Source organism: Pseudomonas sp. FW215-R2, from assembly GCF_058789255.1.
On the sequence record NZ_JBYTBO010000013.1, the window covers coordinates 45,659 to 70,529 of the forward strand.

Here is a 24,871-nt window from a genome sequence, read left to right on the forward strand (position 1 = left end):
CGACATCTTCTACACACCTTGTAGGGCGATTCTGAAAAACCGGTTTGTCATGACCATTTCGCACTGCGGTTTCGTACCCTCTGTAGCCCGTATGACCCGACAGAGCCCGTCCGAATGCTCAATGACAAGGAAAGTCCCTTTACGCTGACCCTCCTCGAGGGTGGCCTGTGCCTGCCGGTACTGCGCTTCAGCGGCCATGAAGGCCTGAACCGGCCCTATCGTTTCGAGATAGAAGTCCTTGGCCTGGCCCCGGCCCTCGCCCCCGCCACCCTGTTGCATCGGTCGGCCTTCCTGCAGTTGAATGAAGGTCATGGCCTTCACGGCACCCTTCATAGCGCCAGTTGCGAACATCGCGGTACCCATCGGATCGGTTACCAAGTGGTGCTGGTGCCGCACCTGCAGAGATTGGAGCAGCAGCCCAGGCGCCGGGTGTTCACCCGGTTGAGCGTGCCGGACATTCTCGAAAGACTGCTCACCGAACATCGCCTGCCCGCACACGGTTACCGGCTCGACCTGACGGTGGGACACTATCCACCGCGTGCGTTCTGCATCCAGTACGACGAGACCGACCTCGCACTGTTGCATCGACTGTGCGAGGAAGAAGGCATCCACTATCACTTCGAGCACCGGCCGGATGGCCATGTCGTGGTGTTCGCCGATGACAGCCTGAACCTGCCGCAGCCCCCGACACCCGTGCCCTTCAATCCAGAGAACGATGCTCGATCCCCCGCCCTCAGCACGCTATTCCTGCGTCACGACGCCGTCACGGCGCAGGTGTCACCCACCGTCCGTGAACGCGGGCAACCGAGCAACGACGATGAGGCGGCCAATCACGCGGCGACAGGCGTCATCCCCCTGCGAGGATTCCCGCCCTCCGGGCAACGCCACGCCGATCAACGCAGCCGTCGACAGCTGGAACGCCAGCGCTGCCAATACCGCTGCATTCAGGGTCGCAGCGATTGCACGCAATTGCTCAGTGGCCATCTGTTGCAGGTTACGGATCATCCGGTGGGTGCGTTCAACGAGCAGTGGCTGATCACCGAATTGCGCCATCAGGGGAAGCAGCCGTCGATTCTCGAGCCGATGTCCACGCCCCGCCGTTATCACAACGATTTCACTGCACAGCCCTGGTCGACGGAGTATCGCCCGCCGCTGCGGCAACCGCGCCCGAGCATTCCGGGCTATCACCCGGCGCAAGTGTTGGGCTCGCCCGGGCAACCGCCGCAGCTGGACGATCTGGGCCGAATCGCCATCCGTTTATGGCCCGCGCTGGCACGGAACGCCGACGGTGACGGGTTATGGCTGGCGATTGCCATGGTCGGTGCGGGCGGCCGGATCGCCAGGGAAGCGCTGCCGCGTGCCGGCAGCGAGGTGTGGGTGAGTTTTCTCGACAGCGATCCGGATCGACCGATCCTGTGCCTGGACGTCAGCCAACCTCGTCCGGCGCGCAAAACCCCGGAACCGCACGACAACGGCTTGTTGCTCGACTGGCTGCTCAATCGCACCCCACCTTCGCCCTGACGTTCAACCCTTGTCAGCCTTGCCGGCGGCGGCGGCGAATTTCGCCAGGCGTACATCGAGGTGCCGAGGTCGCCGCCCGTGATCCTCGGCGCGCTCCTTGCGGCGAATGGCGTTGCGCACCATCAGCGAACCGAGATAGCGGATAGGCTCAGGCGGAAAGTAACCCAACGGCCCGTTGACCAGCGGCGAACGCGTCCACGGGTTGTCGAGACCTAGCACCAGCGAGGCGAGAATCTGCCCGCCCATGTGACACGGTCCGACGCCGCTGCCGGAGTATCCGAACCCGTAGAACACGTTGCCGCTGGCACTCATCTGGCCGAAAAACGGCAGGCCGGTGACCGAACGATCCGACGGGCCATTCCACGTTGCGTCGACCTTCACATCGGCGAAGGCCGGGAAAAAATCGTCGAGGCTGCGCTTGAGCAACCCGGCGTAAGGCGATGGTTGATCAAACACCGGCAGCATCCGCCCGCCGTAAGCGAAGGTGTTGCCGCCTTTGCCGAGCATGATCCGGCCGTCCGGGGTGTTGTGGTAGTAGTGAACGAAAATCCGCGAATCAAGCACGGTCACGCCGCTTGTCAAGCCGATTTCCTGCAACAGCTCCGGACGCGGCTCGGTGATCAGCATGTCGCTGGAGACAATCGCCACGCTGCGTTCGAACTGCGGGAATGCACGGGCCATCCAGGCATTCATCGCCAGCACCACGCGGTCGGCGACCACACTGCCGCTGGCCGTCTGGAGACGCGCCGGACGCCCTTCCTCCAGTCCCGTCATTGCAGTGTTTTCGTGGATTTTTACGCCCAGTTGCAATGCTACTCGCCGCAGCCCACGCACCAGCTTGCCCGGCTGCACACTGGCGGCAGCCGGCGAGAACCAGCCTTCCAGATGCTTGTCGGAACCGGCCATGCGCTGAACATCGGCAACCGGACGTTGGGTGAACGAGTTGATACCGTTGCGCTCAAGCGCCGCAATCACCGCATCGGTCGAACCGCATTGCGCACGATTGGTGGCGGTGTAAAGCGTACCGTCCAACCGGTAATCGGCATCGACACCGTACTGCTCGCAGAACTCGCCGATGGCGTGAATGCTGCGCTCGGACTCCTTGACCAGCCGCACCGCCTCTTCGACGCCGAACAGCCGCTCCAGGGTGAAATACTTCGCCGACCACGACAGCGCACAACCACCGTTGCGCCCACTGGCGCCGGCACCGCAGATGTCGGCCTCGATCAGGAGCACCTCGATTTCGGGGTTCTGCTGCTTGAGCCTGATCGCCGTCCACAACCCGGTGTAACCGCCACCAACGATGCACACGTCGGTGCGCACTTCGCCTTGCAGCGGTGGGCACGGTTCGGACGAATCGAGTTGCAAGGCCTGCTCCAGCCAAAACGGTCTCATGAAATTTCTCCAGTCAGTCGGCCACGGCACAGCCTGCCGCGAATGCCGCAGCAGGCCGCGAGGCAGGGATTGTTCAGTTACGCAGGGGTTTGATCGTCAGGGCCCGATTGGGCACGTAGGCACGCGGTTCCATGACGCCGACCGGGCGGCTGTTCCAGTGTGGAATCAGCACCAGCGCCGAGAACAGCGCACAACCGGCGAACACGATGAACACCGTCACCGAATCGAAGTAGCCCGGCAGCAAACCACCGAGCACCGCACCGACCGAGCCGCAGCCGTTGACGAATCCGGCGGCGGTGGCGCCGGCCTTGGCCTTGCCGAAATCGATCGCGGCCGCGCCGCTGATCATCGAGTCCGGGCCGTACAGGGTCAGGCCCATCACGAACAGCAGCGCCACCACCAGCATCACGCTGCCGGTGTGCAAGGCGCCCATGAACAGCGCCAGGGTTACGGTCAGCGCCAGCAGGCTCAGTACGCAGGCCGGCATGCGTCGGGCGCCGAACAGTTTGTCCGAGGCCATGCCGATCATGATCGGGCCCAAAAGACCTGCCAGTTCAAACGAGGTCGGAATGATCGCCGCGCCGACCTTGCCCACGGTGGGCATCTGCTCGAAGACGATCACCGGGCCCCACAACAGAATCGCGTAGCGCGCCGGTTTCAGCAGAAAGTACGCCAGTCCCAGCACCAGCACCGTGCGGTTACGGAGGATTTCCTTGAGCGGTTCCCAGACGCTGAGTTTGCTGTTGGCTTCGGCTTCCTCGGCACTGATGACCGGCTCCGGTTCCACCGCCGGCAGGCCGACATCTTCAGGTTTGTTGCGCTGAAAGATGAAGAAAAACACCGCCACCGCCGCGACCACCGCCGCACTGGAAATGAACGCCGCGTGCCAGGTGCCGACCAGCGTGTACGCCCACCAACCGGCGAACGGCGACGCCACCAATCCACCAAAGGCGTAGCAGGAACTCCACAACCCGAGCACTCGCCCGCGCTGTTCCGAAGGAAAAAAACTGCCGAGGTTCTTGCACAACCCCGACCAGCCGGTGGACTGCGCCAGGCCCTGAATCAACATGCAGGTGGCGAAGATCGGCAAGGTCGCAAAACTGCCCATCACCAACGCCGCCGCAGCGGAAATAAGCAACCCACCGAGCACCACGACCCTTGGACCAAAGCGGTCGGCGAGCATGCCCCAGGTGAACTGGCCAATGGCGTAGGCCGCCAGGTAAATCGCGTCGAGGTTGGCCATGGCCATTTTGTCGAGCATGAAGGTGGGGTCTTCGGCGATGCCCAGTTTGGCCACCGAAAAGGCTTTGCGGGTGAAATAGAACGCGGCGTAAGCGAGCCAGGTGACAGCGAAGATCTGCATGCGCCAACGCGCAAGGGTGCCGATGTGCTTGTTCATTGTGGTTCTGACCTCAGGGTGTGAGTGTGCCGGCAGAATCGTTAAGTAAACGCCTGTGTTTTTTATTGTTGAGCACTGCGATATCACCCCGTCCCTTCGGCGATACCGGTCAGATGAGTCCTGGTGTTGCACGCACAGGCTCATGGCCAGCGTCGCTGCCCGACCGGGCAGTCAGCGTTGGCGTGAGCCGATCAAAGCAATTACTGTTTAATAAATAAAATCGATTTATCGTATTTCACACATAAGCTCAGCTTGTTAATGGAGTCTGCGATGTCTGTTTCCCACGCCCAGCTCAAAGCCTTTCACGCCGTGGCCGTGCACGGAAGCTTCACCAAGGCCGCCGAGCGGCTTTATCTGACGCAACCGGCGATTTCCGATCAAGTGCGCAAGTTGGAAGAACGCTTCGGCGTGTTGCTGTTCCATCGCAACAAACGCTCGGTGCGCCTGACGGATCTGGGCGAACGCCTCCTGGCAATCACCCAGCGCCTGTTCGTGGTCGAGGCCGAAGCCCAGGAGTTGTTGCAGGAATCCCAGGCCCTGCAGACCGGCAGCCTGATTCTGGCCGTGGATGCGCCGGTACATGTGTTGCCGCAGATCGCCCGGTTCTGCGAGCGCTACCCAGGGATCAGCGTGAAGATCGAAACCGGCAACACCGATGAATCGCTGTTTCGCCTGTTCAACTATCAAGCCGATCTGGCGCTGCTCGGGCGCGATGTCAGCGATGAACGCCTGCTGTGCGTGCCGCTGCGCAACGATCCGATGGTGGCATTCGTCTCGCGCCATCATCCGTGGGCCGAGCGTGAATCGATCTGCCTGGAAGATCTCGACGACACGCCGCTGGTGCTGCGCGAACACGGCTCGGTTACCCGCCAGACCCTGGAAGAAGAAATGGCCCGCGCCGGATTCCGCATCCGCCCGGCGATCCAGGTCGAAGGCCGGGAAGCTGCGCGGGAAGCGGTGGTCGTGGGGATTGGCGTGGGCGTGGTGTCGGCGGCTGAGTTTGGTGCGGACTCACGGGTTTGTGCGCTGCCGATCACCGATTGCACCCGGCGCTTGACCGAGACATTGGTGTGCCTGCGGGAGCAGAGTTCGCGTCGGGTGGTGGCGACGTTTCTCGAGATGGTGCACGAGAGTCTTGTTCAGACCGGCGCCAATCCGAAAAACGCCTGAATCAAGCGCAACTCCCGCCGCCGCTCCACGCAGCCGATCATGTGCCGATTGACCAGCCCCTCGCCGGCAATCGGAATCGCCACCACCCGCGGGTCATGGCTGACTTCTACCGATGACACCACGCCAACCCCCAACTCAGCCGCCACCGCTTCCGTCACCGCCTCGCGGCTGTCGAGTTCCAGCAACACCCGTGGATTGACCGACGCCTGCGCACAGGCCTGATCGAAGGTGCGTCGGGTAATCGAACTCGGCTCGCGCAAGACCATGATCACCTGATCCAGCTCCTTGAGCCTGACTTCGCCACTGCGCTTCGCCCACGGATGCCCGGCCGGCACCAGTGCGCAGATCCGCGATTCGCTCAGCGCTTGCAGGTGCAGGCCCTTGCGCGGCTCGACTTCGGTCAGCACCGCCACGTCCGCATGTTCGGACAACAACGCCGCCAACGTTTCCTGAGCGTTGCCCAACCGCAGGTTCACCGTGATCCCGGGGTACCGTGCCCGCAGGCTGGCGAGCATCGGCATGACCATGTGCGGACCGTCCGCCGCCACCTCAAGTCGCCCGGTGAGCAACTGCCGGTTGGCTTCAAGCAGCGCCTGGGCCTCTTCGGCCATGCCGAACATCGCCCGGGTGATCGCCGCCAGTTTGGTGCCCTCCTCGGTCAGCTCGACCCGGCGTGCCGTCCGTCGCAACAGCGTGATCTGGTAATGCTCCTCCAGCGCCTTGATGTGCCCGGTGACCGCCGGCTGGCTGATGAACAGGCGTGCGGCGGCACGGGTGAAGCTGCCTTCCCGGGCCACGGCGTCGAAGGCGCGGAGCTGGAACAGGTTCATGAATAACCCTCACTGATGGCTGGCATAACAACAAACAATTTGATTGATGATCCGCCGAATTGCAACGTATGCCCCGTAGCTTCATCCCACAGCGCTATCGCGAGGACACACGAATGAGTACTGCCGCACCCATCCTGCTCACTCCCGGCCCGTTGACCACCTCGGCCCGCACCCGCCAGGCGATGATGGTCGACTGGGGTTCATGGGATGATCGCTTCAACCAATTGACCGCCAGCCTGTGCGAGCAACTGCTGGCCATCCTCAACGGCGCCGACAGCCACCACTGTGTGCCTTTGCAGGGCAGCGGCACCTTCGCCGTCGAAGCCGCGATCGGCACCCTCGTCCCCCGCGACGGCAAGGTGCTGGTGCTGATCAACGGCGCCTACGGCAAGCGTCTGGCGAAAATCTGCGAAGTGCTCGGCCGCTCGTTCAGCACCTTTGAAACCGCTGAAGACGAACCAACCACCGCCGCCGACGTCGACCGCCTGCTGCGCGCCGACAGCGACATCACCCACGTCGCGCTGATCCACTGCGAAACCAGCACCGGCATCCTCAATCCACTGCCGGAGATCGCTCAGGTCGTCGAGCAACACGGCAAACGCCTGATCATTGATGCCATGAGCTCGTTCGGCGCCTTGCCGGTGGATGCGCAAAAAGTCCCGTTCGATGCACTGATCGCCGCTTCCGGCAAATGCCTGGAAGGCGTGCCGGGCATGGGCTTCGTGTTTGCCCGCAAGGAATCCCTGGCCGCTGCCGCCGGCAACTCCCATTCGCTGGCGATGGACCTGTTCGACCAGCACAGCTACATGAAGAAGACCGGCCAATGGCGCTTCACCCCGCCAACCCACGTGGTCGCGGCGCTGCACGAAGCGCTGCTGCAATACAACGAGGAAGGTGGCTTGCCGGCACGGCATGCGCGTTACGCCGCCAACTGCCAGGCGCTGATGGAAGAGATGGGCAAACTCGGCTTGCGCAGCTTCCTGCCCGCCGCCATCCAGGCACCGATCATCGCCACGTTCCATGCACCAAAGGATCCGCGCTACCAGTTCAAGGACTTCTACGAACGGGTCAAGGCCAAGGGATACATCCTCTACCCCGGCAAGCTGACCCAGGTCGAAACCTTCCGCGTCGGCTGCATCGGCCACGTCACCCCGGCGCAGATGCGTGAAGCCGTCTCGGCAGTGGGTGAAGTGCTGCGCGAGATGGAAGTGCTCGACATCTGATTCATCCGGCCCGCTCCCCCATTTGAATTGCATTGCCCACTCAGGAATTTGATTGCCATGAACTACAACAACCCAAGCAAACTGCAAGCCGCCATCCTCGACTGGGCCGGCACCGTGGTCGATTTCGGCTCTTTTGCACCGACCCAGATCTTCGTCGAAGCCTTCGCCGAATTCGACGTCCAGGTCTCCATCGACGAAGCTCGCGGCCCGATGGGCATGGGCAAGTGGGATCACATCCGCACCCTGTGCGACCAGCCGCAGGTTGCCGAGCGCTATCGCAAGGCGTTCGGCCGTACCCCGACCGATGACGACGTCACCGCGATCTACAACCGTTTCATGCCGCTGCAGATCGAGAAAATCGCCGAGCACTCGGCGCTGATTCCCGGCGCACTGGAGACCATCACCAACCTGCGCCAGCAAGGGATCAAGATCGGTTCCTGCTCGGGCTATCCGAAGCAAGTGATGGACAAGGTCGTGGAACTGGCCGCCAGCAACGGCTACATCGCCGACCACGTCGTGGCCACCGACGAAGTGCCGAACGGCCGCCCATGGCCTGCTCAAGCGCTGGCCAACGTGATTGCGCTGGGCATCGACGATGTCGCCGCCTGCGTGAAGATCGACGACACCGTGCCGGGGATTCTTGAAGGTCGTCGTGCCGGGATGTGGACCGTGGCGCTGATCTGCTCCGGCAACGCTTTGGGCCTGGATTACGAAGGCTACCGCGCACTGGGCAGCGACGCGCTGGCCAGCGAACGCAAGCGCATTCACGCGCTGTTCGAAGGTTCGCGTCCGCACTACATGATCGACACCATCACCGATCTGCCGGAAGTGATCGCCGACATCAACAAGCGTCTGGCCAACGGTGAAATGCCGCAAAGCAGCTGATAACGCAGCCTGCGGCAAACAGAAACGCCAGTGTCTGCGCGACACTGGCGTTTTTTTATGGGCAAACCCCTGATTTCGCGCAATGAAAGAGTTTTTAGACACGCGCAAATCGGCCAAAGCGGATTACAGTTAAAGCATGCCGTCGCTCAAGAACGGCACGTTTCGACCCTGATCCGTGAGGAAATACCGTATGCCGTGGACAAGTTCCGAATCACGCTACAGCACCGTGTCAGTCCTGTTGCACTGGTTGATGCTGGTGTTGTTGGTGCTGGTGTATGCCAGCATGGAATTGCGAGGCATCTTTCCCAAGGGCAGTGGTGGCCGCTCGCTGATCCGTGAAGCGCATTACATGCTCGGCCTGACCGTGTTCGTGCTGGTGTGGTTTCGCCTGCTGGCCCGCAGCATCGGCCCGGCACCGAAAATCTTCCCGGCTTCACCGCAATGGCAGACCGCACTGGCCCGACTGATGCACTGGGCGCTGTACCTGTTCATGATCAGCATGCCGATCCTTGGCTGGCTGATTACCAGCGCCGAAGGTCATCAAGTGATGTTCTACGGTTTCGACCTGCCGTTGCTGGTGCAGGAGGACAAAGCCTTCGCCAAGCAGGTTGAACACTGGCACGTGTTGATCGGCAACATCGGCTACTGGCTGATCGGCCTGCATGCTCTGGCGGGGCTGTATCACCATTATGTGGTGGGCGATAACACACTGCTGCGGATGATGCCCAAGCGCAACCAGGTTTAGCCATCGAATCCACGCCGGCCCTGCAAGCCGCCGGTGTGGATGAAGATCAGTCGCGTTCCACGGGCAAAGCGGCCCGCCTCGATCTGCTGTTTGAGCGCCAGCAAGGCCTTGCCGGTGTACAGCGGTTCGAGGGGAATGCCGCTGGCCAGTTCAGTCTGTGCGATGAACTCAAGCAACGGCGCATCGACTTTGGCGAAACCGCCACGGCTGGCGTCGATCAGTTCGTAGCCTGCGATGTCACCGACAATCGCCTCGACGTTGGCCGCGACGCCGTGATCGTCGGGTACGGCCATGGCGCCATACACCGGGTGTGTACCCGCCTCCGCCAGAACCAGTCCCGCGAGCGTGGTGCCAGTGCCACACGCCAGCCACCAACCGTCATGGTCGTCCCAGCCGAGCTTGCCCATTTGCTCACTGACCTGATCCTTGAGTGATGCGCAACCCAGCGCACCCGGTAATCCCCCGCCACCTTCGGGCACCGGATGCAGCGTCGGATATTGCGCCAGCCACGGCTGCCAGAATCCCGGCTCGTGCCGCGCCCGATAACCACCAAAACCGAGCCAGTGCAGCTGCATGCCGAAGCCCTGCAGATCCCTGACCGTCGGCGTGTCCTGCGGATGCCCGCGAAGCAAACCGACCGTTGCGAATCCCAAGCGCTTGCCCGCCGCAGCCAGTGCATGCAGATGATTGGAGTGCGCACCGCCCAGGCTGATGATGCCTTCGGCGCCCGCACGATCAGCGGCTTTGAGATGTTCGACGAGTTTGAACCACTTGTTGCCGCTGATCAGCGGGTCGATCCGGTCCAGACGCAGAATCGCGACTTCAATGCCGGCGGCAGTGAGCCAGTCCAGATGAAGGGGTTCGAGGGGGGCTGGGGCCAGCCAGTCGGTGGGAGGCAGAAACATGAAGGCCGGCTCTGTGCAAAGAGCCGGCATTCTAGGGTGGATCAGAGCTCGGCGGCCAGACGCGAACCCTGATTGATCGCACGCTTGGCATCCAGCTCGGCCGCCACATCGGCGCCGCCGATCAGGTGCACGTTCTGCCCGGCTGCCACCAGCCCTTCTTGCAGCTCGCGCAGCGGATCCTGGCCAGCGCAGATGACGATGTTGTCCACCGGCAGCACTTGCGGCTCGCCGGTTTCACCGATGCGGATATGCAAGCCTTCGTCGTCGATCTTCAGGTACTCGACGCTGTTGAGCATCTGCACCTGCTTGTTCTTCAGACCGGTGCGGTGAATCCAGCCGGTGGTCTTGCCCAGACCGTCGCCGACCTTGGACTTCTTGCGTTGCAGCAGGAACACGTCACGGGCCGGTGCATGCGGTGCAGCCTTGATCCCGGCCACACCACCACGGGCCTCGAGGTGGGTGTCGATGCCCCACTCTTTCCAGAACGCAGCGCGATCCTGACTGGTGGCCACACCTTCATGGACGAGGAATTCCGACACGTCGAAACCGATACCGCCGGCGCCGATCACCGCCACCCGTTTACCGACCGGTTTGCGCTCGAGCAGCACATCCAGATAGCTCAACACCTTGGCGTTCTCGACACCCGGAATCGCCGGCAGGCGCGGCGCAATGCCGGTAGCAAGAATGACTTCGTCGTAACCACCCTCGACCAGTTTTGCCACGTCGACGCGGGTGTTCAAGCACACCTCGACGTTGGTGGTCTGCAATTTGCGTTTGAAGTAGCGCAGGGTTTCGTAGAACTCTTCCTTGCCCGGCACACGCTTGGCGACGTTGAACTGACCGCCGATTTCACTGGCCGAATCGAACAGCGTCACCTGATGCCCGCGCTCAGCGGCAACAATGGCGGCAGACAGACCGGCAGGGCCGGCACCGACCACGGCAATCTTCTTGATCTGCTTGACCGGCAGGTAATTGAGCTCGGTCTCGTGGCAGGCACGCGGGTTGACCAGGCAACTGGTGAGTTTGCCGCCGAAGGTGTGATCGAGACAGGCCTGGTTGCAGCCGATGCAGGTGTTGATTTCGTCGGCGCGGCCTTCGGCGGCCTTGTTGACGAAGTCCGGGTCGGCGAGGAACGGCCGCGCCATCGACACCATGTCAGCATCGCCTTCGGCGAGGATCTGCTCGGCAACTTCCGGGGTGTTGATGCGGTTGGTGGTGATCAGCGGAATATTAACCGAGCCACGCAGCTTGGCCGTGACCTTGCTGAACGCCGCACGCGGCACTTTGGTGGCGATGGTCGGGATCCGCGCTTCGTGCCAGCCGATGCCGGTGTTGATGATGGTCGCACCGGCCTGCTCGATGGCTTTGGCCAGGGTGACGATTTCTTCCCAGGTGCTGCCGCCTTCCACCAGGTCGAGCATCGACAGACGGAAGATGATGATGAAGTTCGGGCCGACCGCTTCACGCACCCGGCGAACGATTTCCACCGGCAGGCGCATGCGGTTTTCGTAGCTGCCGCCCCAGCGGTCGGTACGGTGGTTGGTGTGGGCCGCGAGGAACTGGTTGATGAAGTAGCCTTCGGAACCCATGATTTCCACGCCGTCGTACTCGGCGGTCTGGGCCAGTACCGAGCAGGTGACGAAATCGCTGATCTGTTTCTCGATACCTTCCTCGTCCAGCTCTTTGGGCTTGAACGGGTTGATCGGCGCCTGGATTGCGCTTGGGGCCACCTGTTTCGGACTATAGGCATAACGGCCGGCGTGGAGGATCTGCATACAGATCTTGCCGCCCGCCTCGTGCACGGCACGGGTGACGATGCGGTGCTTGAGCGCTTCTTCCTCGGTGGTCAGCTTGGCTGCACCGGAGTACACGCCGCCCTCGTCGTTCGGGCCGATACCGCCGGTCACCATAAGGCCAACGCCGCCACGGGCACGTTCGGCGAAGTACGCCGCCATGCGTTCGAAACCACCCGGCTTCTCTTCAAGGCCGGTGTGCATCGAGCCCATCAGGGTGCGGTTGCGCAACGTGGTGAATCCCAGGTCCAGCGGGGCCAGCAGGTGCGGGTAAGTGGCGGTCATCGGTAACTCCACAGCGAGCGATCACGGAAAATGCGGGAGCTCTGCGTCCCCCGTCAGTCATGTTCGACAGACTAAGAGTCGCATCGCTGTCACTCAATGACCGTAACTGACAAGTTATTGATCCAAATGCGCAGCGCCCCTTGGCAAGCGCAGGCATGGGCCCTACCCTAGTCGCACACCCTGTACCCGGCTGTTGTTGGATTTCATGCGCAAACTTTTGTACCTGACCTTTTCCATGGCGCTTGTCGCCGCGCTTACCTTCTACGCCATGTGGGCGGCTGACCGCCCGGCCGGTCATTACCTGTCGGACCTGCGGATCAAACTGGCGGTCGATCAAGGCACCCGAGCCGACCGTGGCAACCTGCTGGGGATTCAGCCGGAACTGTTCCCGACCGACTATCAAAGCTCCGAACGCCTGCACCGCAAGCTCGCCGCATATTTGCAGCAGGCTCAGGATCAGGGTTTGCTCAATGAAAAAACCATCGTGGTGCTGCCCGAGCATGTTGGCACCTGGCTGATGATCAGCGGCGAGAAAGACGAGCTGTACCAGGCCCCCACCCTCGCCGAAGCGATGAACTGGCTGGCCGCCAGCAACCCGTTGCAATTCGCCCGCGCCTGGCTCACCGCCAGGGGCAGCAGCCGTCTGGATGACGCCCACTTGCGGATGAAATCCCGAGACATGGCCAAGGACTATCAGCTGCTGTTCGGCGGTCTGGCCAAGGAATTCCACATCACCCTGGTGGCCGGCTCGATCGTGCTGCCGGAACCGAACATCATCGACGGCCGGCTCAAGGTCGGCAGTGGCGCGCTGTACAACACCAGCGTGGTGTTCGGTCGTGACGGCGCCCCGCTCGGTCAGCCACAGCGGCAGATGCGCCCGATCTTCGATCAGGATGACACGACACCCTCCAACGATGTCTCCCGGATCAATGTGATCGAAACTCCGGCCGGGCGCCTCGGCGTGCTGATCGGCAACGACAGCTGGTACCCGGACAACTATCGCAGACTCGACGAGCAAGGCGCGCAACTGATTGCGGTGCCCGCGTTCGTCATCGGTCATGGCGTGTGGGATCTGCCCTGGCAGGGCTACAGAGGCTTGAACGCGCCAGACTCGGTCAGCCTCAAACCGGGAGAGGTCAGCGAAGGCCAGGCCTGGCACCGCTTGACCCTGACGGCACAACCACCGGGCAGCCGGGCGATTGCCGGCATGAGCGTGTTCCTGCGCGGACAGTTCTGGGACAAGCCAAGCTCCGGGCAGAGCTTCCTCAGCAGCAACGGCCAGCAGTTCGCCGACGGTGAAGCCCGTGGCGCGCGCTTGCTGAACCTCTGGTTGTAAACCATGAAGCCGCTGCCGATGCGCCTCGGGGATCTGTCAGTAGGCTTCGTCCATAGCCTGGCCGATGCCGTGCGCGGCCATGACGCCGACCCGCAACCGCTGCTCGAACAATACGGCCTCGACGCAGCACGACTGGCCGAGGCCGGCGCACGCCTGTCGATCCCGCGCTACATGCGCCTGGGCCATGGCGCGATCCAGTTGACCGGCGATCCGGCACTCGGTTTGCGCATGGGCCAGCTCAGTCGCCTGAGCCAGGCGGGATTGGCCGGCGTCACCGCAGCGCAGGCACCGACCGTGCGCGAAGCCGCCCGCTGCCTGACTCGCTTCGAACCGTTGTACGGTTCCAATTATCGCGGCCAGTCGAGTTTCCACGAGGATGCCAGCGGAGCCTGGCTGCGCTTCTACTCAATCAGCCCGTACAACGCCTACAACCGCTTTGTGGTGGATTCGATCATCGCCGGCTGGCTGCATCAGTTGTCCAGCGTCAGCCCCGAACCGCTGCGCGCCGAACGGATCGAAATCGAATTCGACACCCCGGATTATCGCGACGCCTACGCCGTACTCGGCGACTGCCCGATCCAGTTCGGCGCCGAGCACAATCAGCTGCGTCTGAGCCTCACCAGCCTGGCCGCACGCAACCCGGAGCATTGCCCCAGCACCTGGAAGCATCTGCTGCAACTGTGTGAACGGGAACTGGAACAATTGACGCGAACCCGCAGCCTGCGCGAACGCATCACGCAATTGCTCGGACCGTTGCTCAATGGGGGTCGTGAACCCGACCTGGAAGAAGTGGCGGCGCGCCTGAAGCTGCCGACCTGGACGTTACGGCGAAAACTGGCCGAAGAAGGCACGCAGTTTCGCGCGATCCTCAACGACACTCGCCGTGATCTGGCGATGACCTACATCCGTGACACTGAACTGGCGTTCGGTGAAATCGCCTACCTGCTGGGTTTCGCCTCGGCCGAAGCTTTCCAGCGCGCCTTCAAGCGCTGGAACGGCCAGACGCCGGGCGAGTTTCGCCGCAGTCACCGCAAGACCGGTTGAAGCCTCAGAGCTCGGTGGCGTCTTCCGCAGGCTCCGGTGAATCCAGTTCGTAGGCCTGGAATTCGAGCAGTTCTTCTTGATAGTCATCCATCGTGTAATCCCCCTAACTGCTTTGCTGAAATGGCCTGGAGCAAATGACCAGTGCCTCGAGCATAAAGTGCCCGTATGAAGGAAAAATGAAACGCAGCCTTCATGAAATAAACGTAGCAGGCGGTCAGGGATTTATCGCGGGGATATTTTCAGAATGTGTGAACCGACATTTCAGATCACACAGAAATCGAAGCGGGAGCGACGTTGCGTCGCTCCCGCAACCGATCAATGCCCGGTTGGCATTGCCGGAATCGGCTCGGACGGCGGCGGCAGATCCGTCGGATTGGCCGGAGGCGTGATGACTTCCGTTGCCGGCGCTGCTGCTGGAACCAGCTCCGAACCTGGTGCCGGGGTGATCGGTGCTGCTTCAGCCGGTGGAACGACCGGCTCTGAACTGACCGGAGCCGGCTCTGCGGGGGCCGGTGTCGCAGCAGGTGCGGCGGCCGGGGCTGGGGCTGGGGCCGGAGTCGGTTCAGCCGCTGGCGTCGGAGCCAATGCGGCCGGCGCTGCCTTGGGTTCCGGCACGCCCAGATCGGCCTTCGGCTTCTCGGTGATGTGCGCAGCTTTCTTCGCATCCGCCGGCAGGAACAGCTCCACCAGGGTGAAGAAGCGCTCGTAGAATTTCTGCGAGGACACGGTTTCGCTGGCCACCTTGACCATCGAGTCGTCAGAGGAGCCGATCGGCATCGACACCGAGCCCAGCACGCCAACCCCCAGGCTGGCCGAGTTGTTGGTCTTCTTCAGCGCGTAGCGATCCTGCAAGGCGTTGGCGAATACCGTGGCGTGGTGGCCAGCGCTACCATCATCGGCACACACGACGTTGAAGCTGATCTCCAGGTGGGTTTCACCGGTTTGCTGGAAACTCTTGTGTCCGCTGACCAGTTTCGGGTCGCTGCTGGTGATGATGTAGCCTTGGCTGAGCAACGCCCGGCGAGCCGCTTCGCAACTGGCGGTGTCGGTGACCGGGTAATTGCGCGAAAAGGTGCCGGAGTCGTCGAAGTTCTCATGCTCGTAGATAGGCTTGTCCTTGGAGCAGCCGGCAGCGGCGGTCAGCAACAACGCCAACCCGATGAAACGCACGGGAATAGAATTCAACATTAAACATCCTGAGGGAAAAACGGTCCGGGGCGTATTGTGCAACATATCGCTGCCCCGCGGCGTACGGATTAGTGTCTTAAAACAGTTACAACTCTACCGGTCATGGGTGCAGGGAAAAAGGCAAACCGGCCAATGGTCGATGAAAATCCTGTCACCCAGTGATTGATAGGCAAAAAAAAGCCCAGAATGTTCATCCGGGGCTCATTTTTTGTCGCTCAGTCAGGCATCAGAAACGCTTGATGTCCGCTTCGCTTTCCAGCTGCTTGCGGTACGCCGCGAAGTCCTGCTGGCCTTCACGCGAGGCGAGGAAGCGACGGTATTGCGCTTTCTCTTCATCGGTCGGCGCAGCGGCTTCGTTCACAGCGTTCAGGCGCACGATGGTCAGGCTGCCATCAGGCAGTGTCACGCTGCTGAAAGTCGGCTTGTCCTTGCCTGCCGGTTTCGGCATGCGGAACAGTGCTTGCAGCACGGCTGGATCAACACCTTCCTGGGCGCGGGTGGCCGCCTGGGTCACTTTCCAGTTCTGACCGTCGATGGCCTTGTCCAGCGGGGTCTTGCCATCACGCAGACCGGCGATCAGTTGCTCGGCCTTGGTCTTGGCAGCAGCGCTGGCGTGCTCTTTGGCCAACTGAGTGCGAATGGCAGTCGCCACGGCTTCCAGCGGCAGTTGCGCAGGCTTGAGGTGCTCCTTGGCGCGCAGCACGATCACGGTTTCCGGATCCAGCTCGATGGCGGTGCTGTTGGCACCCTCTTCCAGTACTTCGGTGCTGAACGCTGCAGTCACCACGGCGCGGTTGGCTGCAACACCTTCGCCACCTTCACGGCCGAACGGCTTGGAGGTGTGCACGGTCAGTTTCAGATCCTGCGCCGGCTGAGCCAGGTCAGACGATTCGAACGAAGAGTCTTCCAGTTGTTTGGTCGCCTCGACGAAACGTTGCTCGACCTGCTGGGTTTTCAGCTCGCGGGTCAACTTGTCTTTCAGGCTGGCGAAAGTCGGAACTTCCGGTGCTTCGACGCCCAGCAGCTTGATCAGGTGGAAACCGAAGTCGGTGCGAACCGGCTCGGACACTTGATCCTTGTTCAACGAATACAGGGCTTTTTCGAAAGCCGGATCGTAAACGCCAGGACCGGCATAACCCAGGTCGCCGCCATTGTTGGCCGACCCCGGATCCTGCGAGAACTCCTTGGCCAGCGCTTCGAACTTCTCACCCTTGGCCAGGCGTGCCTGAATGTCTTCGATCTTCGCCTTGGCCTGAGCCTCGGTGGTCTTGTCATTCACTTCGATCAGAATATGCGCCGCTCGACGCTGTTCCGACAGGTTGGCGATCTCTTTCTGATACGCCGCCTGCAGGTCTTCGTCCTTGACGGCGACCTGGTCGAAGAAAGAAGCCTTCTTCAGCTCGAGGTAATCGATGACCACCTGATCCGGGGTCATGAATTCCTTGGCATGTTCGTCGTAGTAAGCCTTGACCTCATCGTCGGTCAGCTTCACTGCCGCCGGGTCAGCCTTGATGCTCAGCGAGGCGAAGTCACGGGTCTGTTTTTCCAGACGGGCGAAGGCCAGTACTTGAGCGTCAGTCACGAAACCGCTGCCCGCCACACCGGCGCGCAGTTGGCCGATCAGCATTTCCTGAGCCAGCATCTGGCGGAATTGCATGCGGCTGTAGCCCAACTGACGGATCACCTGGTCGAAACGGTCGGAACTGAACTTGCCGTCAACCTGGAATTCAGGTGTTTGCAGGATCACTTGGTCCAGCGCCGCTTCGGAGAAAGCGAACTTCGATTTTTCTGCGCCTTGCAGCAGCAGCTTGCGATCGATCAGACCCTTGAGGGCCGACTCGCGCAGCATTTTTTCGTCGAGCAAGGAAGCATCGAAGTCCTTGCCCAGCTGTTGCATCAGCTGACGGCGTTGCATGTCAACGGCCTGGCTCAGCTCGTTCTGGCTGATTTCTTCACCATTGACCTTGGCCGCCTCGTTGGTGTGAGTCGTGGCCTTGAAAATGGCGTCGAAACCGGTCAGAGCCATCAGTGCAACGATGACCCCGATAATGGTCTTGGCAATCCAGCCTTGTGAATTGTCCCTGATATTCTGCAGCATGCGTCCCCCAGAAACGGTTGAACTTCAAAAATTAGGCAACCGTGGAGCGTGGGTAGAATCCGGATAGAAGAAAGGCGCATCCGAGGATGCGCCTTCTCGTAACTGGCGGAGCGGACAGGGCTCGAACCCTCGATCCCGGTGTAGCAGGCAATTATTCCAAACCGCCTGCTCTACCGCTCCGCTGCCAAGTCAGGCATGACCCCGACCCGGATGGGTAAAAACCTGAATCAAACTTAGTTGACGGCTTCTTTCAGGGCTTTACCGGCTTTGAAACCTGGCTTTTTGGCAGCAGCGATTTCCAGAGTCTTGCCGGTCTGTGGGTTACGACCAACGCGAGCTGGACGATCAGTTACGGAGAAAGTACCGAAACCAACCAGAACTACGGAGTCGCCAGCCTTGAGAGCGCCAGTGACGGATTCGATTACAGCGTCCAGCGCACGGCCAGCAGCAGCTTTCGGGATATCAGCGGATGCAGCGATAGCATCAATCAGTTCCGACTTGTTCACTCTAAGTCCCCTTATATCTATTTGAGTATGATTCTAAGTTTTTTGGTGAAAGCAAAAACGAGTGCTGAATGGCCTACAGACACTTAAGAGCCGCTTTATAACAAGGGCTCTAAAAAGCTGTCAAGGAAGCCCCCCAGGCAAAAGCGTATTAATGCGTGCTAATTCTTTCCTTAGAGTCAGACTCACGTTTTTCGTCCTTGGCAACTATCTCCGGAGCCACATCCGGCAAGGGCTCCGGCGCGTATTGCAGCGCAATTTGCAGGACCTCGTCAATCCATTTAACCGGTTTGATCTGCAGATCCTGCTTGATATTGTCAGGAATCTCCTTCAGATCGCGCACGTTCTCTTCCGGAATAATCACTGTCTTGATTCCGCCACGGTGAGCGGCCAGCAGTTTTTCCTTCAGACCGCCAATGGCGAGGACTTGACCACGCAGGGTGATCTCGCCGGTCATGGCGACGTCGGCACGCACAGGAATACCCGTCAAAGCCGACACCAGCGCAGTACACATGCCTACACCGGCGCTCGGGCCGTCTTTCGGCGTAGCTCCTTCCGGCATGTGGATGTGGGTGTCGCGCTTCTCGTGGAAGTCCAGGGGAATGCCCAGGCTCTTGGCACGGCTGCGCACCACGGTCAGGGCCGCAGTGATCGATTCGACCATTACGTCACCCAGCGAACCGGTCTTGATCAGTTGCCCTTTACCCGGTACGACAGCGGCTTCGATGGTCAGCAGTTCGCCGCCGACCTGAGTCCAGGCCAGGCCGGTCACCTGACCGATCTGATCCTGTTGCTCGGCCAGACCGTAGCGGAATTTGCGGACACCGAGGAAGTGTTCCAGCAGATCAGCTGTCACTTTCACCGAGAAGCGTTTTTCCAGTGCATGCTCTTTCACTGCCTTGCGGCAGACCTTGGCAATCTGCCGCTCGAGGCCACGCACACCGGCTTCACGGGTGTAGTAACGGATGATGTCGCGGATCGCTTCCTCGTCGAATTCCAGCTCGCCTTTCTTCAGGCCGTTGGCTGCAATCTGCTTTGGCGACAGGTACTTGACGGCGATGTTGATCTTTTCGTCTTCGGTGTAGCCCGGCAGACGGATCACTTCCATCCGGTCGAGCAGCGCCGGCGGAATGTTCATCGAGTTCGAGGTGCACAGGAACATCACATCCGACAGGTCGTAATCGACTTCCAGATAGTGATCGTTGAAGTTGTGGTTCTGCTCCGGATCGAGCACTTCCAGCAACGCCGACGCCGGATCGCCACGCATGTCGCTGCCCATCTTGTCGATTTCATCGAGCAGGAACAGCGGGTTGCGGACGCCCACCTTTGTCATCTTTTGAATCAATCTTCCTGGCATCGAACCGATGTAAGTCCGACGGTGCCCACGGATTTCCGCTTCGTCCCGCACGCCACCGAGGGCCATGCGCACAAATTTGCGGTTGGTGGCATGGGCAATCGACTCCGCCAGCGAGGTTTTACCCACACCCGGAGGACCGACCAGGCACAACACCGGGCCACGAATCTTCTTCACGCGCTTCTGCACAGCGAGGTATTCAAGGATGCGCTCCTTGACCTCTTCGAGGCCGTAGTGATCGGCATCGAGAATGTCTTCGGCACGGGCCAGGTCCAGACGCACCTTGCTCTGAGCCTTCCACGGCACCTGCACCAGCCAGTCGATGTAGGAACGCACAACGGTGGCTTCGGCCGACATCGGCGACATCTGCTTGAGTTTGTTCAGCTCGGCAGTGGCCTTGGCCAGCGCGTCTTTCGGCAGGCCAGCGGCATCGATTCGCTTTTTCAGGTCTTCGATTTCGTTGTGGCCTTCGTCGCTGTCGCCGAGCTCTTTCTGAATGGCCTTCATCTGCTCATTCAGGTAGTACTCGCGCTGACTGCGCTCCATTTGCTTCTTGACGCGGCCACGGATGCGTTTTTCGACCTGCAGCAGATCGATTTCAGCATCCAGCAAGGCCAGGACGTGCTCGACACGTGCCGGCAGCTCGATGATTTCGAGGATTTCCTGCTTCTGCTCGATCTTCAGCGCCATGTGCGCGGCCATGGTGTCTACCAGACGGCCAGGCTCATCGATGCTGTTGAGCGACGACAGGACTTCAGCCGGGACTTTCTTGCCCAACTGAACATATTGTTCGAACTGCGACAGCAGCGTGCGCACGAAGACTTCGGACTCGCGCTCAGCGGCGTCGACTTCATCAATCAGCGACACTTCGGCGCGGCAATGGCCGTCGACTTCGCTGAAACGCTCGACAGCGCCACGCTGCTCGCCCTCGACCAGAACCTTGACGGTGCCGTCAGGCAGCTTGAGCAGCTGCAGAACGGTGGCAATGGTGCCAACGCGATACAGAGCGTCTTCTCCGGGATCGTCGTCAGCCGGGTTTCTCTGGGCCAGCAGCAGGATCTGCTTGTCGCCCGTCATCGCGGCCTCGAGGGCTTCGATGGATTTCTCGCGCCCCACGAACAGCGGGATAACCATGTGCGGATACACAACGACATCACGCAATGGCAGGAGAGGCAATTCGATGGTGGTCTTCATGATTTCGCCTCTACGGCGGCCATATGGCCGTAATCAGATGGAATTAAGCTTGAAACCAAGATGGGGGCTGCTTCCAAAAAAAACAAGCGCTATGAGGACGTTAAAATTTCTTAAAAAAAAAGAGGCCCGAAGGCCCCTTCTTTATTCCAGCAGACTGGACGCTTAGGCGTCCGGCGCTGCCTTGGCAGCCGGCTCACTGTTTTCGTAGATATACAGTGGCTTGGACTTGCCTTCGATCACGCTTTCATCGATCACGACTTTGCTCACCTCGGACTGCGAGGGGATTTCATACATCGTGTCGAGCAGCACACCTTCGAGAATCGAACGCAGGCCACGGGCACCGGTTTTACGTTCCAGGGCACGTTTGGCGACCGATTTCAGCGCGTCGGAACGGAATTCCAGATCCACGCCTTCCATCTCGAACAGCTTGGCGTACTGTTTGGTCAGGGCATTTTTCGGCTCGGTGAGAATCTGCATCAACGCAGCCTCATCCAGCTCGTCCAGCGTTGCGAGGACCGGCAGACGACCGACGAATTCCGGGATCAGACCGAACTTGACCAGATCGTCAGGCTCGACTTCACGCAGGGATTCACCGACTTTCTTGCCTTCTTCCTTGCTGCGTACTTCTGCGTTGAAACCGATGCCACCTTTGGTGGAACGGTTTTGAATCACTTTCTCCAGACCGGAGAACGCACCACCGCAGATGAACAGGATGTTACGGGTGTCGACCTGCAGGAACTCCTGCTGCGGATGCTTGCGACCACCTTGCGGCGGAACGGAAGCGACCGTGCCTTCGATCAACTTGAGCAAGGCCTGCTGCACGCCTTCACCGGAAACGTCCCGGGTGATCGACGGGTTGTCGGACTTGCGCGAAATCTTGTCGATTTCATCGATGTAGACAATGCCCATCTGGGCCTTTTCCACGTCGTAATCGCACTTCTGCAGCAGCTTCTGAATGATGTTCTCGACGTCTTCACCCACATAACCCGCCTCGGTGAGGGTGGTTGCGTCGGCGATGGTGAACGGAACGTTCAGCAAGCGGGCCAAAGTTTCGGCCAGCAGGGTTTTACCGGAGCCTGTCGGGCCGATCAGCAGGATGTTGCTCTTGCCGAGTTCGACGTCGTCAGCCTTTTTGTCACGCTGGTTCAGACGCTTGTAGTGGTTGTACACCGCTACCGCCAGAACCTTCTTTGCACGCTCCTGACCGATTACGTACTGGTCAAGGATGCCGCTGATTTCTTTAGGCGAAGGCAATTTATGCGCGCTGCTTTCGGCCTGTGCTTCCTGCACCTCCTCACGGATGATGTCATTGCACAGGTCGACGCACTCGTCGCAGATAAAGACCGAGGGGCCGGCAATCAATTTGCGCACTTCATGCTGGCTTTTGCCACAGAAGGAGCAATAGAGCAGCTTGCCGTTGTCCTCGCCGTTGCGGGTGTCAGTCATTCGTTCGATCCAAATCCGATAGGCTTGCAACACAAGATGAAGGCTATTGCGGGCTTTTTCAAGCCCGCCGCTGATCGGACCAGCCGACCAGGCCTATTTCGAGCTGCTTATTTTAAGCTGGACGCTGGTTGATCACTTCGTCGATCAAGCCATATTCCTTCGCAGCTTCTGCACTCATGAAGTTGTCGCGGTTGGTATCGCGCTCGATTTCTTCCAGAGTGCGACCGCTGTGCTTGGCCATCAGCGTGTTGAGACGCTCGCGGATGAAGAGGATTTCCTTGGCGTGGATTTCGATATCCGACGCCTGGCCCTGGAAACCGCCCAGTGGCTGGTGAATCATCACACGCGAGTTCGGCAGGCAGAAGCGCTTGCCTGGAGCACCTGCGGTCAGCAGGAATGCGCCCATGCTGCACGCCTGGCCGATGCAGGTGGTCGACACGTTTGGCTTGATGAATTGCATGGTGTCGTAGATCGACATGCCCGCAGTCACCGAACCGCCCGGGGAGTTGATATAAAGATGGATGTCCTTGTCCGGGTTTTCCGCTTCAAGGAACAGCAATTGCGCGCAAATCAGGTTGGCCATGTAGTCCTCTACAGGACCCACCAGAAAGATCACTCGTTCCTTGAGCAGACGCGAGTAGATGTCATAGGCGCGCTCGCCACGAGCAGATTGCTCGACAACCATCGGGACCAGGCCGCCGGCGGCCTGGATATCAGAGTTCTGCTGAATATACGAATTTCGGAACATGCTCTGCAGTCACTCCCAAATAGTTATGTCTTGAATACGCATAAGCCAGCTCGAAAGCTGGCTTATGGTGTGTGCTTCTAACGCAAAAACAATCAGTCGGCTTTTGGAGCTTCTACCGGCTTGACCGCTTCTTCGTAAGAGACCGATTTGTCGGTCACACTGGCTTTCTGCAGAACAGTATCCACAACTTGTTCTTCCAGCACAACCGAACGGACTTCGTTCAGTTGCTGCTCGTTCTTGTAGTACCAGGACACAACCTGCTCAGGCTCTTGGTAAGCCGAAGCCATTTCCTGGATCATTTCGCGAACGCGGGCTTCGTCTGGCTTCAGGTCGAATTGCTTGACCACTTCAGCCACGATCAGACCCAGCACAACGCGGCGCTTGGCTTGTTCTTCGAACAGCTCGGCCGGCAGTTGGTCAGGCTTGATGTTGCCGCCGAACTGCTGAACAGCCTGCACGCGCAGACGGTCAACTTCGTTGGACAGCAGAGCCTTTGGCACTTCGATCGGGTTGGTGGCCAGCAGACCGTCCATTACCTGATTCTTGACCTTGGATTTGATCGCCTGACGCAGTTCACGCTCCATGTTCTTGCGAACTTCGGTGCGGAAGCCGTCGATGCCGCTTTCCTTGATACCGAACTGGGCGAAGAACTCTTCGTTCAGCTCTGGCAGTTTTGGCTCGGAAACGGTGTTGACGGTCACGGTGAACTCGGCGGTTTTGCCAGCCAGGTCCAGGTTCTGATAGTCCTCTGGGAAGGTCAGGTTCAGAACGCGCTCTTCGCCAGCTTTAGCACCGACCAAGCCTTCTTCGAAGCCTGGGATCATGCGGCCGGAACCCAGCACCAGCTGAGTGCCCTTGGCGGAACCGCCAGCGAACACTTCGCCGTCAACCTTGCCAACGAAATCGATGTTCAGTTGGTCTTCGTTCTGGGCAGCGCGATCGGCCACTTCGAAACGGGTGTTCTGCTTGCGCAGGATGTCCAGCATCTTGTCCAGATCGGCGTCAGCCACGTCAGCGCTCAGACGCTCGACGGTGATGCCTTCGAAGCCGGCAACGGTGAACTCTGGGAACACTTCGAATACGGCTACGTATTCCAGGTCCTTGCCAGCTTCGAGCGACTTAGGCTCGATCGACGGCGAACCGGCCGGGTTCAGCTTCTGCTCAACCACAGCTTCGTAGAAGGAGGACTGGATCACGTCGCCGATCGCTTCCTGGCGCGCATCAGCACCGAAACGGCGCTTGATTTCGCTCATTGGCACTTTGCCTGGACGGAAGCCAGCAATCTTGGCCTTTTGGGCAGTCTGCTGCAGACGCTTGTTGACCTGAGTCTCGATGCGCTCAGCCGGCACGGTGATGCTCATGCGGCGCTCAAGAGCAGTAGTATTTTCAACAGAAACTTGCATGGATATTCCTCGTTGCACAGACGTTAGCCGGCCGTTTCCGACCCAAGAATCAAGGGCATGCATTCTAGTGGGTCAAACTCAAGAAGTCACCCTACTGAAAACGGGTAAGAAAACAGCAGGCAATTTGAAGGCGGGGACAAACGGTTGCGCCTCGCCCTGTTAGCAAATACAGCCAATCAAGCCAGGGCTCTGCGCCAACCTCTTCTATATATAGAGGCGGTTGAATCATCTCCCTGACAGCCAACCTCGCAAGCAAGGTCGGCGGGCAGCGCAGCATCATCGAGCAACATTAATACGACGAAGCGCCCTGCCCTGCGACCCGAAACCGGCAGTCGCCGAAATACTCGAAACCGTAAAACAAAAAAGGCGCCAGACTGTTAAGTCTGGCGCCTTTCGAAATATGGGG

The 24,871-nt window shown here is 60.2% G+C and carries 19 protein-coding genes; 7 read left to right on the forward strand and 12 right to left on the reverse strand.

All coding sequences use genetic code 11. The annotated features are described in order from the left end of the window. The first annotated feature begins 114 nt into the window (after positions 1-114). Complete coding sequence (locus tag AC3WRD_RS18605) at positions 115-1,521, forward strand: type VI secretion system Vgr family protein (protein ID WP_102621730.1); 1,407 nt, start codon at positions 115-117, stop codon at positions 1,519-1,521. 3 nt (positions 1,522-1,524) lie between these two features. Here AC3WRD_RS18605 and AC3WRD_RS18610 read toward each other — a convergent pair whose 3' ends face one another. Then, positions 1,525-2,916 carry an FAD-dependent oxidoreductase gene (locus AC3WRD_RS18610; protein WP_102621729.1) on the reverse strand — a complete coding sequence of 464 codons (1,392 nt, stop codon included), beginning with the start codon at positions 2,914-2,916 and terminating at the stop codon, positions 1,525-1,527. Positions 2,917-2,989: 73 nt separating this feature from the next. Then, positions 2,990-4,315 (reverse strand): MFS transporter, encoded by a 1,326-nt coding sequence (locus tag AC3WRD_RS18615; protein WP_102621728.1) that lies wholly within the window; start codon positions 4,313-4,315, stop codon positions 2,990-2,992. Between the two features lie 270 nt (positions 4,316-4,585). On the opposite strand from AC3WRD_RS18615, the gene AC3WRD_RS18620 reads away from it, so the two are divergent. Further along, complete coding sequence (locus AC3WRD_RS18620) at positions 4,586-5,485, forward strand: LysR family transcriptional regulator (protein WP_102621727.1); 900 nt, start codon at positions 4,586-4,588, stop codon at positions 5,483-5,485. Here AC3WRD_RS18620 and AC3WRD_RS18625 read toward each other — a convergent pair. Continuing rightward, on the reverse strand, positions 5,455-6,315 hold the full coding sequence (locus AC3WRD_RS18625; protein WP_102621726.1) for a LysR substrate-binding domain-containing protein: 861 nt from the start codon (positions 6,313-6,315) through the stop codon (positions 5,455-5,457). The genes AC3WRD_RS18620 and AC3WRD_RS18625 overlap by 31 nt on opposite strands. Before the next feature lie 113 nt (positions 6,316-6,428). Between AC3WRD_RS18625 and AC3WRD_RS18630 the strand changes: the two genes are divergently transcribed. The 3 genes from AC3WRD_RS18630 to AC3WRD_RS18640 all read left to right on the forward strand — a co-directional run bounded on the left by AC3WRD_RS18630 (position 6,429) and on the right by AC3WRD_RS18640 (position 9,168). Continuing rightward, complete coding sequence (locus AC3WRD_RS18630) at positions 6,429-7,538, forward strand: 2-aminoethylphosphonate--pyruvate transaminase (RefSeq protein WP_096822325.1); 1,110 nt, start codon at positions 6,429-6,431, stop codon at positions 7,536-7,538. Positions 7,539-7,595: 57 nt separating this feature from the next. Next, positions 7,596-8,423 carry a phosphonoacetaldehyde hydrolase gene (gene phnX, locus AC3WRD_RS18635; RefSeq protein WP_102621725.1) on the forward strand — a complete coding sequence of 276 codons (828 nt, stop codon included), beginning with the start codon at positions 7,596-7,598 and terminating at the stop codon, positions 8,421-8,423. A 190-nt stretch (positions 8,424-8,613) separates the two neighbouring features. After that, the gene (locus AC3WRD_RS18640; protein WP_096822327.1) at positions 8,614-9,168 is read left to right on the forward strand and encodes a cytochrome b; all 555 of its coding nucleotides are present in this window, start codon (positions 8,614-8,616) and stop codon (positions 9,166-9,168) included. Here the strand turns inward: AC3WRD_RS18640 and AC3WRD_RS18645 are convergent. Next, the gene (locus AC3WRD_RS18645; RefSeq protein WP_102621724.1) at positions 9,165-10,073 is read right to left on the reverse strand and encodes a 1-aminocyclopropane-1-carboxylate deaminase/D-cysteine desulfhydrase; all 909 of its coding nucleotides are present in this window, start codon (positions 10,071-10,073) and stop codon (positions 9,165-9,167) included. The two genes, AC3WRD_RS18640 and AC3WRD_RS18645, sit on opposite strands and share 4 nt — an antisense overlap. A 41-nt stretch (positions 10,074-10,114) precedes the next feature. Further along, complete coding sequence (locus AC3WRD_RS18650) at positions 10,115-12,151, reverse strand: oxidoreductase (RefSeq protein WP_102621723.1); 2,037 nt, start codon at positions 12,149-12,151, stop codon at positions 10,115-10,117. Between the two features lie 205 nt (positions 12,152-12,356). On the opposite strand from AC3WRD_RS18650, the gene AC3WRD_RS18655 reads away from it, so the two are divergent. Next, a complete protein-coding gene (locus tag AC3WRD_RS18655; RefSeq protein WP_102621722.1) occupies positions 12,357-13,487 on the forward strand; it encodes a nitrilase-related carbon-nitrogen hydrolase in 1,131 nt (376 codons plus the stop codon). 3 nt (positions 13,488-13,490) lie between these two features. Next, positions 13,491-14,531, forward strand: a complete 1,041-nt coding sequence (locus tag AC3WRD_RS18660; RefSeq protein ID WP_102621721.1) for an AraC family transcriptional regulator — start codon at positions 13,491-13,493, stop codon at positions 14,529-14,531. Between the two features lie 315 nt (positions 14,532-14,846). On the opposite strand, the gene AC3WRD_RS18665 is transcribed toward AC3WRD_RS18660, so the two are convergent. The 7 genes from AC3WRD_RS18665 to tig form a co-directional block, all read right to left on the reverse strand. Next, complete coding sequence (locus tag AC3WRD_RS18665) at positions 14,847-15,719, reverse strand: DUF2242 domain-containing protein (protein ID WP_102621720.1); 873 nt, start codon at positions 15,717-15,719, stop codon at positions 14,847-14,849. A 226-nt stretch (positions 15,720-15,945) separates the two neighbouring features. Then, the gene (locus tag AC3WRD_RS18670) at positions 15,946-17,817 is read right to left on the reverse strand and encodes a SurA N-terminal domain-containing protein (protein WP_102621719.1); all 1,872 of its coding nucleotides are present in this window, start codon (positions 17,815-17,817) and stop codon (positions 15,946-15,948) included. 233 nt (positions 17,818-18,050) lie between these two features. Next, positions 18,051-18,323, reverse strand: a complete 273-nt coding sequence (locus AC3WRD_RS18675; RefSeq protein ID WP_096822334.1) for an HU family DNA-binding protein — start codon at positions 18,321-18,323, stop codon at positions 18,051-18,053. 148 nt (positions 18,324-18,471) lie between these two features. Then, positions 18,472-20,868, reverse strand: a complete 2,397-nt coding sequence (gene lon / locus AC3WRD_RS18680) for an endopeptidase La (protein WP_096822335.1) — start codon at positions 20,866-20,868, stop codon at positions 18,472-18,474. Positions 20,869-21,030: 162 nt separating this feature from the next. Beyond that, positions 21,031-22,314 carry an ATP-dependent Clp protease ATP-binding subunit ClpX gene (clpX, locus tag AC3WRD_RS18685; protein ID WP_007951558.1) on the reverse strand — a complete coding sequence of 428 codons (1,284 nt, stop codon included), beginning with the start codon at positions 22,312-22,314 and terminating at the stop codon, positions 21,031-21,033. Positions 22,315-22,426: 112 nt separating this feature from the next. Then, complete coding sequence (gene clpP, locus AC3WRD_RS18690; RefSeq protein ID WP_007951559.1) at positions 22,427-23,062, reverse strand: ATP-dependent Clp endopeptidase proteolytic subunit ClpP; 636 nt, start codon at positions 23,060-23,062, stop codon at positions 22,427-22,429. 92 nt (positions 23,063-23,154) lie between these two features. Beyond that, a complete protein-coding gene (tig, locus tag AC3WRD_RS18695; RefSeq protein ID WP_011335037.1) occupies positions 23,155-24,465 on the reverse strand; it encodes a trigger factor in 1,311 nt (436 codons plus the stop codon). Positions 24,466-24,871: the final 406 nt, after the last annotated feature.